The sequence below is a fragment of the Streptosporangium sp. NPDC020072 genome (assembly GCF_040631445.1).
In the GTDB taxonomy this organism is placed as follows: Bacteria; Actinomycetota; Actinomycetes; order Streptosporangiales; family Streptosporangiaceae; genus Streptosporangium.
The window spans coordinates 153,665-170,566 of record NZ_JBEYAB010000007.1; the positions used below are offsets into that span (position 1 = coordinate 153,665).

At 70.3% G+C, this 16,902-nt stretch carries 15 protein-coding genes and 1 pseudogene; 13 read left to right on the forward strand and 3 right to left on the reverse strand.

Going from position 1 to position 16,902, the window contains the following annotated elements; translation table 11 throughout:
• Positions 1–1,076: 1,076 nt before the first annotated feature.
• The 3 genes and pseudogenes from ABZ470_RS18265 to ABZ470_RS18275 form a co-directional block, all read left to right on the forward strand.
• Positions 1,077–1,874 (forward strand): thymidylate synthase, encoded by a 798-nt coding sequence (locus ABZ470_RS18265; RefSeq protein WP_362912377.1) that lies wholly within the window; start codon positions 1,077–1,079, stop codon positions 1,872–1,874.
• Positions 1,871–2,374: a dihydrofolate reductase gene (locus ABZ470_RS18270; protein ID WP_362912379.1), complete on the forward strand. Its 504-nt coding sequence runs from the start codon at positions 1,871–1,873 to the stop codon at positions 2,372–2,374. The genes ABZ470_RS18265 and ABZ470_RS18270 overlap by 4 nt, the downstream gene beginning before the upstream one ends.
• 101 nt (positions 2,375–2,475) lie before the next feature.
• Positions 2,476–2,856 (forward strand): annotated as a pseudogene (locus tag ABZ470_RS18275) (response regulator transcription factor); the annotation flags it as partial.
• A gap of 31 nt (positions 2,857–2,887) precedes the next feature.
• Here the strand turns inward: ABZ470_RS18275 and tmk are convergent.
• The 3 genes from tmk to guaA all read right to left on the reverse strand — a co-directional run bounded on the left by tmk (position 2,888) and on the right by guaA (position 6,151).
• On the reverse strand, positions 2,888–3,535 hold the full coding sequence (gene tmk, locus ABZ470_RS18280; protein WP_362777816.1) for a dTMP kinase: 648 nt from the start codon (positions 3,533–3,535) through the stop codon (positions 2,888–2,890).
• 113 nt (positions 3,536–3,648) lie between these two features.
• Complete coding sequence (locus ABZ470_RS18285; RefSeq protein ID WP_362912381.1) at positions 3,649–4,431, reverse strand: SDR family oxidoreductase; 783 nt, start codon at positions 4,429–4,431, stop codon at positions 3,649–3,651.
• A 130-nt stretch (positions 4,432–4,561) separates the two neighbouring features.
• Positions 4,562–6,151, reverse strand: a complete 1,590-nt coding sequence (gene guaA, locus ABZ470_RS18290; RefSeq protein WP_352011067.1) for a glutamine-hydrolyzing GMP synthase — start codon at positions 6,149–6,151, stop codon at positions 4,562–4,564.
• Between the two features lie 327 nt (positions 6,152–6,478).
• Between guaA and ABZ470_RS18295 the strand changes: the two genes are divergently transcribed.
• From ABZ470_RS18295 to ABZ470_RS18340, 10 genes are read left to right on the forward strand one after another with little or no spacing between them, the layout of a single operon-like run.
• Positions 6,479–7,906, forward strand: coding sequence for a radical SAM protein (locus ABZ470_RS18295; RefSeq protein ID WP_352011066.1), 1,428 nt, complete (start codon positions 6,479–6,481; stop codon positions 7,904–7,906).
• An 11-nt stretch (positions 7,907–7,917) separates the two neighbouring features.
• Positions 7,918–9,099 (forward strand): adenylosuccinate synthetase, encoded by a 1,182-nt coding sequence (locus ABZ470_RS18300; protein WP_362912383.1) that lies wholly within the window; start codon positions 7,918–7,920, stop codon positions 9,097–9,099.
• On the forward strand, positions 9,099–10,127 hold the full coding sequence (locus tag ABZ470_RS18305; RefSeq protein WP_362912385.1) for a winged helix-turn-helix domain-containing protein: 1,029 nt from the start codon (positions 9,099–9,101) through the stop codon (positions 10,125–10,127). Before ABZ470_RS18300 ends, ABZ470_RS18305 begins: the two co-directional genes overlap by 1 nt.
• A gap of 25 nt (positions 10,128–10,152) precedes the next feature.
• Positions 10,153–10,677 carry a DinB family protein gene (locus ABZ470_RS18310; protein ID WP_352011063.1) on the forward strand — a complete coding sequence of 175 codons (525 nt, stop codon included), beginning with the start codon at positions 10,153–10,155 and terminating at the stop codon, positions 10,675–10,677.
• A complete protein-coding gene (locus ABZ470_RS18315) occupies positions 10,674–12,440 on the forward strand; it encodes a prolyl oligopeptidase family serine peptidase (protein ID WP_362912387.1) in 1,767 nt (588 codons plus the stop codon). Before ABZ470_RS18310 ends, ABZ470_RS18315 begins: the two co-directional genes overlap by 4 nt.
• 54 nt (positions 12,441–12,494) lie before the next feature.
• Positions 12,495–12,638, forward strand: coding sequence for a hypothetical protein (locus ABZ470_RS18320; RefSeq protein WP_362912389.1), 144 nt, complete (start codon positions 12,495–12,497; stop codon positions 12,636–12,638).
• 31 nt (positions 12,639–12,669) lie between these two features.
• Positions 12,670–14,853 carry an asparagine synthase (glutamine-hydrolyzing) gene (gene asnB / locus ABZ470_RS18325; RefSeq protein WP_362912391.1) on the forward strand — a complete coding sequence of 728 codons (2,184 nt, stop codon included), beginning with the start codon at positions 12,670–12,672 and terminating at the stop codon, positions 14,851–14,853.
• A complete protein-coding gene (locus tag ABZ470_RS18330) occupies positions 14,843–15,622 on the forward strand; it encodes a hypothetical protein (protein ID WP_362777832.1) in 780 nt (259 codons plus the stop codon). The genes asnB and ABZ470_RS18330 overlap by 11 nt, the downstream gene beginning before the upstream one ends.
• Positions 15,622–15,897: a PqqD family protein gene (locus tag ABZ470_RS18335; protein ID WP_352011058.1), complete on the forward strand. Its 276-nt coding sequence runs from the start codon at positions 15,622–15,624 to the stop codon at positions 15,895–15,897. The genes ABZ470_RS18330 and ABZ470_RS18335 overlap by 1 nt, the downstream gene beginning before the upstream one ends.
• Positions 15,894–16,847, forward strand: coding sequence for a diiron oxygenase (locus ABZ470_RS18340; protein WP_362912393.1), 954 nt, complete (start codon positions 15,894–15,896; stop codon positions 16,845–16,847). The genes ABZ470_RS18335 and ABZ470_RS18340 overlap by 4 nt, the downstream gene beginning before the upstream one ends.
• The last annotated feature ends 55 nt before the right edge of the window (positions 16,848–16,902 follow it).

Below are 16,902 nucleotides of genomic sequence, written 5' to 3' on the forward strand. Positions count from 1 at the left end.
TTCGACTGAGCCGGGACAGTCAGGGCGTGTCGGTTGCCGTCGGTCCGGCTGCCTGGCTCCTGACAACCGGCCGTGCCGGGGCGGAGCAGTATCTTGAGCGGTCGTCAGCGGGATGGAAGAGCCAGCTGGCTCAGGGCACCGGCGGACTCGTTTGGGAATCGACTTCACCGGCAACCCAAGGCGAGACGCTCTCGCGCATCCGCGTCTCAACGGCAACGAGAAGTGAGACGAGTCCGGCGACGCGGTCTCACCCCCGATTACGTTCGTCCAGCTCGGCGACCAGGCCGCCGACAAAGATCAAATGAGACAGAACAACCAGCGCGGCACCCGAGCGCCCCGATTCGGCCCTGTTCTCGTACAGCTCCGGCGAATGGACGTGTAGCGCTGGGTAACGCTCGGGGCTGCGCTCGCCGTGAAGGCTGGTGGTAGCGATGGTTCCGTTTCGAGGTCGGCTGAGTGGCCTGATGGCTCGTCAGGGTGCTGCCGCAGTAAATGCCGGATTTACTGCCGCCCGTCTCCCCCGTCGCCGCCATCGACGACCCTGCGCTGCCGGAGGTGCCGGTCAAGTCGTCGGCGGCGCGAGCAGACGAGATGAACGCCGGCACCGTCAACCGGGAACTGTCCATCACCGCAAGGCGATCGGCTGGTGGCAGCGCCAGGGCTGGATCGTCTGCGATCCGACGATCGGCATCGAGCGGCGGCGGGCCCCGCCGGACCGCACCAAAGCCCTCGCGGAGAACCAGATTGCCGCCCTGCGGCGTCTCGACATCGCGCTGCGGGAGAAGACGTTTATGAGTCCGCCGCCCGCGCCAATGAGGTGCTCTACCTGAACGTGGAGGACCTCCACCCGCAGGACAAACGTGGGAAGACCACCGCCAAGAGGGGCGACGGAGTGGATCCACTGGCAGTTCTCCGGAGCGGTACGCACGCCCCGGCATCGACGCCGTCGCCCGGCATGTCGCTGAACGCGACTCCGTAGCCCGCCACCGACGCTGAGCCTCACGCCGACACCACGGTGTACGGGGAGACATGGCCGTCGAGTGCGTGCCTGCCGGCGGCCAGTAGACTCGGCCGCCGTGGCGGACACTCAGTACGAAGACCTTTTGCGGCTGGTACACACCTCCGGGACGGCCAAAGCCGACCGGACGGGTACCGGCACCCGAAGTGTCTTCGGGCATCAACTACGCTACGACCTCTCACAGGGGTTCCCGCTGGTCACCACCAAAAAGGTGCATATCAGGTCCATCGTGTACGAGCTGCTGTGGTTCCTGCGTGGCGACTCGAACGTCGGCTGGCTACAGGAGCACGGCGTCACCATCTGGGACGAATGGGCTGACGTGAACGGCGAACTCGGTCCGGTTTACGGCGCGCAGTGGCGATCCTGGCCCGCCCCGGATGGCAGGCACATCGACCAGGTCAGCGAGGTTCTCGACACTCTGAGCCGGGACCCGGACTGCCGCCGGATGATCGTCTCCGCCTGGAACGTCGCCGAGCTCGACAAGATGGCTCTCGCGCCCTGCCACGCCTTCTTCCAGTTTTACGTCGCCGACGGCAGGCTCTCCTGCCAGCTGTACCAGCGCAGCGCGGATCTGTTCCTCGGCGTCCCGTTCAACATCGCCAGCTATGCCCTGCTCACGCACATGGTGGCTCAGCAGGCCGGCCTCAAGGTCGGCGACTTCATCTGGACCGGCGGCGACTGCCACATCTACGACAATCACGTCGAGCAGGTGACCGAGCAGCTCTCGCGCACCCCGTTCGAGTTTCCCGGGTTGCGTCTGCGCCGGGCCAACTCGCTTTTCGACTACGCCTACGCCGATGTGGAGGTGCTCGACTACCAGCACCACCCGGCCATCAAAGCCTCGGTCGCGGTGTGAACGTCGGGCTGATCTGGGCGCAGACCCTTGATGGCGTGATCGGTGCGGACAATGCGATTCCGTGGAGCCTGCCTGAGGACATGGCACATTTCAAGGCAACCACCCTCGGCCATCCCGTGGTGATGGGGCGCAAGACGTGGGATTCGCTGCCTCCACGCTTCCGCCCGCTGTCCGGCAGGCGCAACATCGTGGTGACTCGTGATCCGCAGTGGGTGGCCAGTGGTGCCGAACGCGCTGAGTCTGTCGCCGAGGCTCTGGAGCTTGCAGCCCAGCCGTTGGAGCGAGCTGCCCCTGCAACAGCATGGGTGATCGGAGGCGGGGAGATTTACCGGGCCGCCCTGGAGTACGCAACAATGCTCTCGGTGACTGAGGTCGACTGGACGGTGGACGGCGACACCTATGCGCCGGCACCGGGCCCGACGTGGAGAGTCTCCGAGGATAAAGGCTGGCGGTCTTCCGTGTCCGGACTGCGCTACCGCATCCGCAGGTACACCCGGTGACAGTTGACTCACGACCCCGGTGGGCTGCCCCATCCTGCGCCATGTGAGGGTTGGGCACCGTAGCCGCCCTGATACGGGCCGTCCACGGGGCACCGCACACCGGAGCCAGTGGGTTCGTCCTCAAGGACACCCCGCCCGCTGACCTTCTTTCCGCCGTCCGTGTGGTCGCGCGAGGGGAGTCCCTGACCTCGCCGGCCGTGACCCGCAGGTTGATCGCGGAGTTCGTGCGAAGCCCCGGGCCGGTGAGCACGCGAGGCCATGGCCGCCTACTCGCCGGTGTCACGGACAGGGAGCGCGAAGTGCTCTTCCATGTCGCGCGCGGCCTGTCGAACACCGAGATATCCGACCATCTCCATATCAGTCTGGCAACCGTCAAGACGCACATCGGCAGCCTGCTCGCCAAGCTGAGAGCCCGTGACAGAGCCCAGCTTGTCATCGTCGCCTACGAGTCCGGGCTGGTCGGCGCCGCACGGAGAAAGTGACCCGCCCCCCGGCGGCGAACCGAAGAGGACGTCAGCCCAGGAGGTTGGGGAGGCGGTCGTTGACGATGCCGTACAGGAGGTCCAGGCTCTCCTCGACCGGGAGGTTCGTGTCGAAGCGGACCAATCCCTCCTCGTCGGCGACGATCTGGTAGTTCATGTAGAGCTGCTGGTCGTGGTCGGCCTCGATGTAGGAGTCACGCCAGTCGGTACGGCGTCCGACCCGGCCCTGCGAGACCTGGAAACCCGGGTCGCACAGCAGCGTCAGGTCCGGCCTGGGCACGTGCTTGCAGATCTCGAAGAACCACTCCTCGTTGGCGAAGCCGCGTGCCCTCATCTGCGCCAGCGCCGTGAAGACGTACCTGTCGGTGATGACCGTGCGCCCTTCGCGGAGGGCGGGCAGCACCACCTCGTGGAGGTTCTGCAGCCGGTCGCTGGTCAGCAGGCAGATCAGGGCGCGGTAGTCGACCTGGTGCCGCTCCTCCGGGTGGTAGATGTAGCGGGTGAACAGCGGGGACTCCCGGGCATACCTGGACGGCTGCATGGTCACGACCGGTTCCACACCACCCGAGGCCAGCCGCTTGGAGAGCCCCTCGATGAGGCTGGTCTTCCCACTGCCGTCCATGCCGCAGAAGGCGATGAACGTGCCGGGGAGGTCGTGGTCGTAAAGGGGAAGGGCCATGTCCGGGCTCCTCTCAGAGTCCTCTCTTGGGCAGATGACGGTACAGCTGATGGGGCGGCCCCGGGGCAAGCCGGTTCCTCTCGGGGCCGGACGGTGCTCCGGCCCCGGGCCGGTCAGATGGCGGTGTAGCCGCCGTCCACCAGCAACTCGGTGCCGGTGACGAACCGGGCGTCGTCACCGGCGAGGAAGTGGATGGCACCGGCGATCTCCTCGGGGCGTCCCTCGAAGCGTAGCGGCGCCCCGAAGGAGTGACGTTCCCGCCGGGGACCGTCGGCGGAGGTGTAGACGGTCTCGGCGAGTCTCCGGGTGTTCTCGCCGAGCCGGGTGGCCGTCCGTCCCGGGCTCACGATGTTCGCCCGCACGCCGTACGGGGCGTTCTCCACGGCGAAGGCGCGTACCAGCTGCACCAGGCCCGCCTTGGACGCCTCGTAGGCGGCGCACCCGCCGCCGGCGCCGATCACGTGGGCCGAGACCGAGCCGACCGCGACGACCGAGCCGCCGGAGGAGAGCCGCAGCAGCGGCGCCGCCCGCTTCAGGCACAGGAAGGGGCCGGTGAGGTTGACGCCCAGGATGTAGGACCAGTCGTGTTCCGACATGTCGGAGACGAACCCGTCGCTGGTGACGCCCGCCGCCAGGACCAGGGTGTCCAGCCCCCCGGCGTCCGCGATCCCGGCGAAGAGGTCCTCGACCTGCTCGGCCACGGAGACGTCCACCGCGTACGGCCGGACCCGGTCGGCGCCGTGTTCGGCGGCCAGCCGTTCGGCGGCCTGGGCGAGGGCGGTCTCGTCGCGGTCGACCAGGGTGACCTGGTCGCCGCGTTTGAGGAAGATCTCGGCGGCGGCGTGACCGATGCCGCTGGCGGCACCGGTCACGCACACGCGACGGGGAGCCGTCACCGCCTGCCTCCCAAGGCACCGGGAAGTTCGCCGCCCGAGGGGCGGGGGAGTTCGCCGCCCAAGACGCCGGGAAGTGCGCCACCCCAGGAGCCCGGAGTCTCGCGGGGCGTCTGACGTTCCCGGGAGGTCGTCACTCCCACTCCACGGTCGCCGGGGGCTTGCTGGTGATGTCGTACACCACGCGGCTGATGCCCGGCACCTCGTTGACGATGCGGTTGCTCACCGTCGCCAGGAAGTCGTGGGAGAAACGCGACCAGTCGGCCGTCATCCAGTCTTCGGTGTCCACGGCGCGCAGGGCCAGGACGTCCTCGTAGGTCCGGGCGTCGCCGAGCACGCCGACGGTCCGCTCGGAGGTGAGGACGGCCAGCGCCTGCGCGGTGTGCCGGTAGAGACCGGCCGCGCGCAGCTCCGAGATGAAGATGTGGTCGGCCCGGCGCAGCCGTTCCAGCCGCTCCCTGGTCACCGCGCCGGTCATCCGTACGGCGAGGCCGGGGCCGGGGAAGGGGTGGCGGTCGACGATCTCCTCGGGCAGGCCGAGGCTGCGGCCCACCTGGCGTACCTCGTCCTTGAACAGGAACGACAGCGGGTCCAGGAGTTCCAGGCGCATGGTGTCGGGCAGCCCGCCCACGTTGTGGTGCGTCTTGATCTTCGCCGCGGCCGAGGAGTGGCGCTTGGAGTCGCCGGCGCTCTCGATGACGTCCGGGTAGGTGGTGCCCTGGGCGAAGAAGTCGGCGTCGCCGAGGGTGGGGGCGACCTCCTCGAAGACCTCCATGAAGCTGCGGCCGATCCGGCGGCGCTTCTCCTCGGGGTCGACCACGCCGTCGAGGGCGCTGAGGAACTTCTCGCTGGCGTCCACCTTGACGACGCGCATGTTCAGGTGGCGGGAGAACACGTCCATGCACTGCTCGGCCTCGCCGAGGCGCAGCAGCCCGTTGTCGACGAAAACGCAGGTCAGCTGGGAGCCGACGGCCCGGGAGACCAGGGCGGCGGCGACGCCGGAGTCGACTCCGCCCGACAGCGCGCAGATGACGCGCCGGTCGCCGATCCGGGTGCGCAGCCAGTCGACGGTGTTCTCGATGAACGACGTGGCCGACCAGTCGCCCGCGCAGCCGCACAGGTCGAGGGCGAAGTTGCGCAGCAGGTCGCGGCCGAAGGCGGTGTGCGCGACCTCGGGGTGGAACTGCACGCCCCAGAACAGGGCGCCGTCGCCGATGACGGCGATCAGGCCGTCGCCGCTGCGCGCGAACACCTCGAAGCCGGGCGGCACCTCGACGATGTGGTCGGTGTGGCTCATCCACGCGACGGAGTTCGACTCGACGCCGGTGAGCAGGGGGGAGTCGCCTTCGAGGAGCACCTCGGCGCGGCCGAACTCCCGGCTGGGGGCGGAGGCCACCCTGCCGCCGAGGGAGTGGGCGAGCAGCTGGGCTCCGTAGCAGATGCCGAGGACGGGAATCCCCAGGTCGAGCAGTCCTTCGGGCAGTCCGGCGGCGCCGTCGTCGTAGACGCTGTGCGGGCCGCCGGACAGCACGATCCCGCGCGGTTTGCGCGCGGCGATCTCCGAGACGTCGGCGGTCGCGGGCATCAGTTCGCAGTACACGCCCAGTTCACGGATTCGGCGGGCTATCAGGAGGCTGTACTGCGAGCCGTAGTCGAGCACGACCAGCTCAGCCTGCTCGACGGAGGGGCGGTTGAAGGTGGGGCTCACGTCGGAGCGTGACATGCGAATCCATTCGGGCGGTCTCGGTGGTCCCACGCGGGTGCCACAAGTACTCAGATCATACGTATTAAGTATGAGGACGAGGCCCGGAAACAAGCCCCGCCTGAGGCCCTTCGCATTTACGCAGGTCAAGGCCTCGTGACTGCTTGGAGAGCCAGCGGATCCGGCCCTCGTGAACGGTAAACCTTCTTAACTATAGGTCCTTGACACTACCAAAGTCATACGTATGATGAGGCTCACTTGTAAGCCCGTTTGTGGGCTAATGGGTGCTTTGGCCGCCTGAAAAAGCGTGTCTCCCACCCATAACTCTGCAGCTGGGAGTGAGCACAGATGTCCACCAAATCTGAACTCCAGCGGTCCATCGACGGCGGGGCCATCCCTCCCTTCGTCTACTGCTATCCGGTGCGTTCCTCCTACCGCCCGCTGGATCCGGGACGGGCCGTCGAGGCCATCTGGGAAGAGGACCTGAGCCATTCGCCGACGCGCGAACTCAACCTCTACCTGCACGTTCCCTTCTGCAGGTACAAATGCGGGTTCTGCAACCTGTACACCGTCATCTCCGAGGACGCGGACGTGTACGACGCCTACACCGAGGCGCTGTGCGCGGACATCCGCAGGCACGCCTCGGTGATCCGGGACCGGCGATTACGGACGGTCTACATCGGCGGGGGAACGCCGAGCCTGCTGCACCGCCGCAACTTCGACCAGATCTTCGACACGCTGACCGAGGTCTACCCCAACTGGCGCAGCACCACCGAGGAGGTCGCGGTCGAGGCGACGCCCGACTCCATCGTCGACCGGCCCGACACCCTGCGCCACCTGATCGCACGCGGCCTGACCAGGGTCAACATGGGCATCCAGTCCCTGCGGCCGCAGGAGATCCGTGAGGCGGGACGCGGCCAGGCCAACGAGCGCACGGTCCGCAAGGCGATCGAGATCGTCAAGACGACGGACCTCGCCAACCTCAGCACCGACCTGATCATGGGATTCGCCGGACAGGACGACCAGTCCTGGCGCGAGTCGGTCGACGAACTGGTCTCCCTGGCCCCCGAGACGATCAGCACCTACTTCCTGACGATCCGCCCGGACGCCTGGTTCTCCAAGACCGGCAGGTACCGGTACATGCGCAACGGCGCCCTGTACGACCGCTACGACTACGCGCAGGAGAAACTGCTGTCGGCGGGATACGTCCAGGAGTCCAACGTCCGGTACAAGAAGCCGGGACGCGGGGGCTACGTCCAGAAGGTCCTGCAGTTCCACGGCGTCCCCGTGCTCGGCCTGGGCGCCGGGGCGCGGACCTACACCAACACGGTCGACTACATCGTCGGCGGCAGCGCCAACCCCACGCTCGCCGAGGTCGGCGACTACATCAAGGGCGCCAACACCGGCAGCCTCGCCCCCCGGGCCGGGTTCGTCTACGACGACGTCGAGCGGATCCGCAAGCGGCTGGCCCTGGACCTGTTCGACCTGAACCTGCACGACCTCGACAGGTACGGCTACCGCGAGCACGCCCACCTGTTCGAGCCCGTCCTGCTCGCCGCCGAGGAACTCGGCCTGCTGACCCGCCTGCCCGGGGACCGGGTGCAGCTCACCAGGACCGGCTTCAAGTACCGCGACATCATCTCCTGGATGTTCTACTCCCCGGAGGTCGTGCGCCTCGACGAGGAGTTCTACCGGGAACTGCACAACCAGAACTCCCGGGCCACCCGCCTGCTCGGCAACCCCTCGTTCATCTCCGGCCTGTCGGCCGCGGTCTGAGAGGGGACGAGATGCCGGTACTCGCCGTCCTCGGAGCCCACTGGGGAGACGAGGGCAAGGGAAAGATCGCGGCGGCCCTCAGCCGGGACGCCCACGTGTGCGCCCGCTTCCAGGGCGGGCCGAACGCCGCCCACTCGGTGCTCGCGCCGGGCCGTACCGAGCCGTGGGTGCTGCGGATGGTGCCCAGCGGGATTTTGAGCGGGGCCGTCGGCGTCGTCGGCGGCGGCTGCGTCATCGAGCCCAGGATGCTGCTGAACGAGGTGGCGACGCTGCGCGTCGCCTTCCCCGACGTCACGGACCGCCTGCGCGTCTCCCTGCGGGCCCACGTCATCACCGCCGACCACCGGGAGGCCGACAGCGCCGGAAGCGGCGTGGGCAGCACCCGGATGGGCGTCGGCCAGGCCTACCGCGACAAGGCGGCGCGCACGGGACTGCGGGTCAAGGACCTGCTGACCGGCGGGGACCGCCTGCCCGCCGACCTGCGGCCGGTCGCCGAGGAGTTCGCCGACCTGATCGGTCACTGCTGTGTCGACGAGGTCGCCTACCTGCGCGACCGGCTCGACCACGGCGCGCGGGTGGTCGCCGAGGGCGCCCAGGGCAGCAGACTGGACCTCGACCACGGCGACTACCCCTACGTGACCTCAAGCAACACCACGGTCGGGGCGGTCCTCACCGGCCTGGGGGTCGGCCCGAGGGACATCGCGAGCGTCCTGCTGGTGACCCCCGCCTACGTCACCAAGGTCGGCGGCGGTGAACTGCCCTCACGGCTGTACGGCGAGCTCAACGCCGAACTGCAGGAACGCGGCGAGGAACTCGACCGTGCGACCGACCTGATGCGGGACACCGGCTGGCTCGACATCGGCTGGTTGCGCAGCGCCTGCCGCCTCAACCAGGCGGACGGGATCGTGATGACCAAGTTCGACGTGCTCGCGGGCTTCCCGGCGATCGGGCTCTACGACCAGGACAGGGCCCCCGCGGTACGGATGCTCCCCGGCTGGAGCGCCGAGGACGTCGCCGCCGCGTCCGGGGGCGCCGAGGCGCCCCCCATCGCGGCCTACCTCGCGGAGGTCGAGCGGCACTGCGCGACCCCGGTGGTCGCGGCGGGCCGCGGGGCGGGGCTGGACGACTGGTGGTGGCGCGGCGCCGAGGAAGACCTGTGGAGGTCGCCCGACCAGGCCCTGGTCGTGAACTGATGATCGAGGTCGACGTGGGCGACGCCGTACTCGGCAACCTGCGGATCGGGATCAGCCCACTGTGGGAGACGGTGGCGAGCCTGTCGCTGCTCAGCAGGCGGGACGCCTGCCCGTGGCCGTACACCGTGTGGGCCAGGAACGCCAGGCAGGCGCTCGCCAGGGGACGCGGGGGTGAGGCCCTGGCGTGGTTCGCCGGGGTCGGGCTCCCGCTGCCCGCCTTCCTCACCCCGGCCCCGCCGCCGGGGGCGGCCGGGATCGACGAGGAACTCGCCGCGCTGCGCGCCGTACCCGAGGAGACGGTCAGGGAGGAACTGGCCCGCCGCCACCCGTCGGGGACGCCGGAGCCGTTCGCCCGGTTCGCCAGGGAGCCCCGGGAGGCGCTCGACTGGTATGCGGACCTGCTCCAGGACTACTGGGCGGCCACGGTCGCGCCGTACTGGTCGGCCATGCGGCCCGTGCTGGACCAGGAGGTGCTGCTCCAGGCCAGGGTGCTGGCCACCGCGGGCGGCGGGGCCGTACTCGGCAGGCTCGGCGGGCGGCTGCGCTGGGACCGGCCGACGCTGAGCCTCAACGACTCCTCGTCGTCCCGGCGCGACATCCGGGGCGCGAGCAGGCTGGTGCTGGTCCCGCTGCTCTTCGCCCGCGGCACGCCGTTGTGCGCCACCGGCTCGCAGGAGGAGGTGGCGATCGCCTACCAGGCGCGCGGCTCGGCCGTACTGGCCGGGGGACGGGCGTCGGGGGCGGTCAGGCAGGACGCGGAGCCGGAACGCGGTGACCGGCTGGCGATCCTGGTGGGACGCGGCAGGGCCGCCATCGTCAGGGCGCTGGCGGTTCCCACCACCACCTCGGTGCTGGCGACGACCCTCGGCCTGGCGGCGAGCACGGTCTCGGAACACCTGACGGCTCTGGTCGCCGCCGGTGTGGTGCAACGGCATCGAATCGGTGTACGTGTGATGTATGAGCTGAACCGGTCAGGTCGGGCGCTGCTGGAGTATCTCGACAACGAGACCGTGCACCCGGCCGCCTGACGCCTGTTCCAGGAAGGACCACCGCATGCCACCGACGACGACGCCGTTGATGACGCCGTCCCTCACCGCCGACGAGAAGACCACGCTGCACGCCTTCCTGCGCTACCTGCGGGAGTCCGTGATCGCGAAGTCGGCGGGCGTCGACGACGAACAGGCCGCCAGGGAACTCGTTCCCTCGGGCAAGAGCCTGCTCGCGCTGCTCAAACACCTGACGGTCATGGAGCTCGGCTGGGTGAGCTGGGCGTACGCGGGCGTCGACCTCCCCTCCGAACTGTGCGACCAGGAGGTAAGGCCAGGGGAGACGGCCGAGGAGGTGATCGCGGCCTACCGCGCCGCCGCCGCCCGTTCGGACGCCGTCATCGACGGCTGCGCGTCCCTGGACGCACCCGGCGTGCGGACGCTGCGCCCGACCGCCCCGGCCACGCCGACCATGCGCTGGGTGCTGGCCCACCTCATCGAGGACACCGCCCGGCACACCGGCCACGCCGACGTGCTGCGGGAGCAGATCGACGGGCTCGCCGGGAACTGGAAGGGCAACACCCGGTGGTGAGCGGGCTCCACGAGGTGGAGACCGTCTTCGCCGAAGGGCACGTCGAGATGCTCGACTGGTCGGGCGGCCCGGTGCTGGCCGACCAGGACGAGAAGGGCGTGCTGCTCACGGGCCCCGACGGTACGGTGCACCGGATCGACGACGAGGCCGACGTCACGATCTTCGCCGGGGACGAGGCCGCCTTCCTGTCCGTCCACCGGGACGGCACGACCCTGCGGGTCGTCCAGCGGCCCCTGCGCGGTGACCCGGTCACCTGGGAGGCCCCCCTGACGGGTGCCGCCGCGCGGGGGTGGGCACCGTTCGACGCCCTGCCGGGACGGCCGGTCGGCGGGACACGGGGCGTCGCGCTGGTCGTGGAGACGGACACGGGCGCCCAGGCGATCCTTGAGGCCTTCCCCGGCGGGACCGGGCGGATCCACCCGAACCGGTGGCCCGGCGAGTCGCCGGTCCACGTGGACGGCGGCCTGAACCTGGCCGTGACCCAGCTCCACGACGCCCCCGACCGGCCGGTGCTCCACGTGTGGCCCCTGGATCCGGACCTTGACGACCCCGTGGAGAGACGGGTCGAGGGACGCTGGCTCGACGTCCGCGACGGCCTGGCGCTCGTCGAACGCGACGGCAGGCCGGTGACGTGGCGGCCGGGCACGGACGTCGTCACCGACGAACTCCGGATCGAGGGAGACCTGGTCGACGCGCGTTTCCTGGGACCGGGCACGGACACGATCGCCGTGGTCGTCACCTCCGAGGGCGCCGACAGCCTGGTCGTCGTCGACCGGGCGAGCGGCGCCCGGCGGGCCGTACCGCTGCCGCCGGGCCGGATCCGGGTCTGCTCCGCCCACGCCGGGGGTGCCGGGCTGCGCCTGACCTCCGTCGTGAACGGCGGCGTGTGGGCCTGGCTGGCACCGGACGGGACAACGCGCACCGCGCCGGGAGGCGTCCCGCCACTCGGCGGCGGCGCCGTCTCCAGCCACCGCTGGCAGGGCGCCACCCCCATCCACGTCCACCTGCCGGGAGGCAGGCCGACCGGCGTGGTGATCTCCCTGCACGGCGGGCCGGAGATCGTCGAACGGGACGAGCTCCGCTTCGACGGGCTCTACCGGAGACTCCTGGAACGCGGGATCGCCGTCCTCGCGGTGAACTACGCCGGATCGTCCGGCTACGGGGCGGCCCACACCAGACGCGCGTGGCGCGCCTGGGAGGAGACCCTGCGGGAGGACCTGACGGCCTGCCTGACGTTCGCCGAGCGCAAGGGCGTGCCCCGCGACCGGACGATCCTGCTCGGCGCCAGCTTCGGCGGCGGCCTCGCGCTGCTCGGCAACGCCATCCTGCCCGGTACGGCCGGCGTGGTCGCCTGCTCGCCCCTGGTCGACCTGGTGCGCCACGTGCGCAGGATGGTCGAGGAGGACCCCCGCTGCCGGGCCTGGTTCACCCGCAGGTTCGGAGACCTGACCGCCGAGGGAGCCGTCGCCCCCCTGGACCCGGTACGGCTCGCCTGCCAGGGAAGCGGTCCCGTCTTCCTCATCCAGGGCGACCGGGACCCGATCTCCAGCCTCGGGGACGTCCGGGACCTCGCACGGCTGGCGGCCGAACGCGGACTGCCCTGGGAACTCGTCGTCGAGCCCGGCGTCGGCCACCGCCCCGCCACCCTCAGGCAGGCGCTGAACCGCTACCGCAACCTCATGGAGGCCCTGGAGAAGTTGGCCGGTCAGTGGGGGCATTCGGCTGGAACCGAATTCCTTGTCGGGCCCGCGGACGCCACCTAGGGTCACGATGGCGATCAGCCGTCCGTCCAGGAACCCCTGAACCCGGGAGAACCCATGAAGCCGTACGTCAGACCGCAGCCCATGCCCGAGGAGCCCCAGGAGGAGGGCTCGGCCGAGTCCTCCAAGCCCCTGAAGCCCTACGTCAAGTCGCAGGCCAAGCAGGTCGCCTACAACACGGTGCTGCGCGTGGTCGCCTGAGCAAGGACTCCCCCCAACCCCTGAGGTGCACATGTGCGGTCTGGCCGGTCTGGCCCGTATCGACGGCGGCCACACGGACGCCACGACGGACGCGCTCCTGGAACGGATGGCGCGGATCATCGCCCATCGAGGCCCCGACGACCGGGAACTGCTGCGGCAGGGACCGGTCGGCCTCGCCTTCACCAGGCTCTCCCTGGTCGATCCGGAGAGCGGCGGCCAGCCCCTCTCGACGGAGGACGGCGACCTCGTCCTGATCGCCAACGGCGAGGTCTACAACCACCGTGAGCTGGCCGCGAGGCTTCCCGCGGGCACCCGGCTCAAGGGGGGCTCCGACTGCGAGGTCCTCCTGCACCTGTACCGCGAGCGGGGCGACGCCTTCCTCGACGAGGTACGCGGCATGTTCGCCATCGTGCTGTGGGACCGTCGCCGCGGACGGCTCGTCCTGGCTCGCGACCGGTTCGGCATCAAACCGCTCTACTACCACCGTGACGGCCGGCGCGTGGTGTTCGCCTCGGAGATCAAGGCGCTGTTCGCCGACCCGGCCACGCCACGCTCCCTGGACTGGGAGCAGGCGCTCACCCACCCCATGCTCAGCGCCGCGCCGTACCCGCACCGGGCGGAGGTCCCCTCCACCTGGTTCACCGGGATCGAGTGCGTCCCCGCGGGCCGGATCGTGCAGATCGACCTGGCCGACGGGACGACCCGCGAGCACACGTACTGGTCCCTGCCGACGGCCGACGCGGACGCCTCTGAGGAGGAGTTCGTCCGCCGCTACGGCGAACTGCTGGCCGAGTCCGTGGCCGAGTGCGCGACCGCCGACGCCGAACTCGGGGTCTTCCTCAGCGGCGGCGTCGACTCGGCGGCCGTCACCGCCCTGGCCACGCCGTACGCGGGACGGCTGCACACCTTCACCGTGCTGTCGGCGAGCACCCTGCGCAACGGCGACGCCGAGCACGCCTCCTGGCTCGCCGGGAAGCTCGGCCTGCCCAACCACCAGGTGTGCTTCGAGGCCGATCGGATCCCCTCCCCGGACGAGTGGAAACGGCTGCTGTGGCTGATGGAGCACCCGCAGTGCGGGCCCGAGCAGTACTACAAGCACGAACTGCACCGCTACGCCAAACAGGCCAGGCCGGAGCTGCGGGGCATGCTCCTGGGGGCCGCCAGCGACGAGTTCAACGGCGGCTACTCGGTGGACTACAGCGGGGGAGGCGGCTGGGACGCCTTCGTCGCGACCCTCGACTCCATGGCGTGCTCCGGCGCCCTGCGGACCCGCCCCGGCCTGGCGCCCTGGTGGACGCGGACCGACGTGCCGCTGCTGTCCAGGGAACTGCTCGCCGTACGTGAGGACCCCTACCGGGCCTACCTGGCCGCCGAGTACAGCAAGATCCAGCAGTACAACTGCTGGCACGAGGACCGTACGGCCGCGGGCAGCGGCATTGAGGCGCGGGTGCCGTTCCTCGACCACCGCCTGGTCGAACTGGTCCTGTCCATCCCGCCGAGCCACAGGAAACGACTGCTGTGGGACAAGACGATCCTGCGGGAGAGCATGCGGGGCGTGCTGCCGGACCGGATCGCCGCCCGGGAGAAGGTCCCCTTCTTCTACGGCGAGGGCCAGCGCCACACCCACCGGGTCTTCCTGCGGATGCTGCGCGGGGACGGGGCGGCGCTCGTCGAGGAGGCCCTGGCCGCACCGGGCGCCTCCGGCGCGCTGGACGGCTCCGCCGTACGGGGACTGCTGGGGTCGCTGACGGAACGGGACGACCTGGCCCAGGTGGAGATCCTGCTCAGGCTGGTGAACCTGGGGCTGCTGTCCCAGATGGTCGGCGATCTTCCCCCGCCCGTCGTGGACATGTCCGCCGGCCCGATCCCCGTCGCCTTGGGCGGTGAGAACGAGGCGCGGACGGAGGAGATCCTCGGCTGCGCGCCCTCCGTCGAGCCGGGGTCGGTGCCCGCGCAGGAGGACGGCTTCCTCCTGCTCACGGACACCACGGCCGAGGGGACCTGGTACGTCGCCGTGGACGGCGCCGTCCGGTACGTGCTGGAGAAGGACGACGACTGGCTGGACCTGCTGCGCTCCGTCGACGGCGCCCGCTCGGTCGCCGAGATCGCCGAACTGACCGGGCGGCCGGGGGACCAGGTGGCACGGCAGGTCGCCGAGGCCGTCGAACACGGGATGTTGCACCTGATCGAGGAGGGGACGGGCCATGCGGGTTGACCCGAGCGGACACCTGGCGGAACTGGCCGCGCGCGGGCTGCTGCCCGAGGACCACCAGGCCGTCTACCTGGCCGGATCCCTGGTCAGGGGCTGGGGCAACTCGGGCAGCGACCTCGACGTCTACGTCGTGTCCACCGCCCAGAGAACCGCCCCGAGCACGGCTCTCGCCCCGGTCGCGCTGACCCCCGACCACGTCCCCGTCGAGGTCGTCCACGTGGACGGCGTCAGGTGGGACATCGAGTACTGGACAGACTCCCAGGTCGACCAGATGTTCGCCAAGGTGTCCTGGGAGGAGTTCGACACCAACCACAGCGTGGCCGACCTGCTCACCTCCCACGAGATGGACTTCCTCGAACGACTCGGCAGCGCTGTGTCCGTCACGGGGGAGTCGTGGCTGGCCGGGCGCAGGACACAGCTGGAGTCCTCGGCGATCCGCTCGATCCTGGTCAGCCGCGCGCTCAACCTGTCGGACCTCTTCGTCGAGGACGCCGTCGGCCAGCTCAAGGCGGGAGACGTGGAGAGCGCCGTGCTCTCGGCCAAGCTCGCCTTCGGCTACGCGGTCAACGCCCTGCACGTCTCGTGCGGGGAGTTCGGCCACAGCGCCAAGTGGCGGGCACGCCGGTTCCGCCAGGTCGAGCAGACCATCATGCCCTTCGAGGAGTACTGGACGATCGAGACCATGCGGGGGTACGACCCGGCGAACCCGGCCGCGTGGGTCGAGGACGTCGTACTGGCGTGCCGCCGGATCTCCATGGAGGTCGTGATCTGATGGAACAGCTGTCCCCCGAGGCCGTACCGGTGCCCAGGCTCGACGTCCGGGTGCGCAACGTCGGCGGCACGATCACCGTCGCCTGGGGCGAGAGCGTCTTCGAGCTCTCCGAGACGGCGGGCTTCCTGTGGAGGCGCGTGGACGGCCGCAGGTCGCTGCGCGAGCTGGCCCTGCTGCTGGCCGGGGAGTACGCGGTCGACGCCGAGACCGCGCTGCTGGACACGGCGGAGACCATGACGGCGCTTGCCGACGGCGGGCTCGTGCGGTTGAGATGAGAGACACGCCGGAGGACTACGGCAGCCGTTTCGAGCGCTGGGACGAACGGGCGGCCGTCAGGGTCAAGCCGCAGCCCGTCATGGACCCCCCGGCGCCGGACGCGCTGTACTTCCCCCCGGAGCTCGTCCCCGTGCTGCGCCATCCGCTGGTCGCCGAGCGGGGGGAGCGGGCGGTCCACGACGCCCTCGCCCAGCACCTCTACCACTACCTGCACTTCACGGTCGAGCTGGAACAGCTCGCGATCATCCCCGTCGCGGCCAGGATCGCCAGGGGGCGCTCCGGGCTGGACCTCCCGGAGCGGATGCGCGCCGACGCCTACAAGATCGTGACGGACGAGGCCTGGCACGCCCAGCTCTCCTACGACCTGATCAGGCAGGTCGAGGCGCGCTCAGGGGTCGAGTGGGCCGACGCGGGCGCCCCGGCCTTCCTGCGGCGCCTCGACGCCGTCCGCAGGCGTCTCGACCCTCGGGTCCGGGGGCTGGAACGGCTGCTGTTCGCGGTCGTCAGCGAGACGCTCATCTCGACCGTCCTGACCGACATCCCCAGGGACCGGCGGCTGCCGGGGGCCGTACGCGACCTGGTGCGCGACCACGCCGAGGACGAGGGCAGGCACCACGCCTACTTCCGTGACCTGCTCCAGCGGCTCTGGCCCGCGCTGAGCGCCGGGGAGCGCGCCTGCGTCGGCCCTCTGCTGCCCGCAATCGTCGCGGCGTTCGTCGAGCCGGACCGTGAGGCGGCGGCCGTCGTCGCCCGGTCGGCGGGGTTGTCGCGCGAGGAGGCCAGGACCGTCGCGGCCGAGTCGCTCTCGGTGGAATGGACGGCCCGGGACACCGCGTCGAGGGCGCGGACCGTCGTACGGTATTTCGAGGAGGCGGGAGCGCTCGACGACGGCGCGACCATGGAGGCGTTCGTCTCGGCCGGGCTCCTGAACAACGTCCGGGACGGGTGAGAGCGCGCCTCTTTTTCCCCTTCGATCCGATGGGGAATGCCTGGATGGAATACTT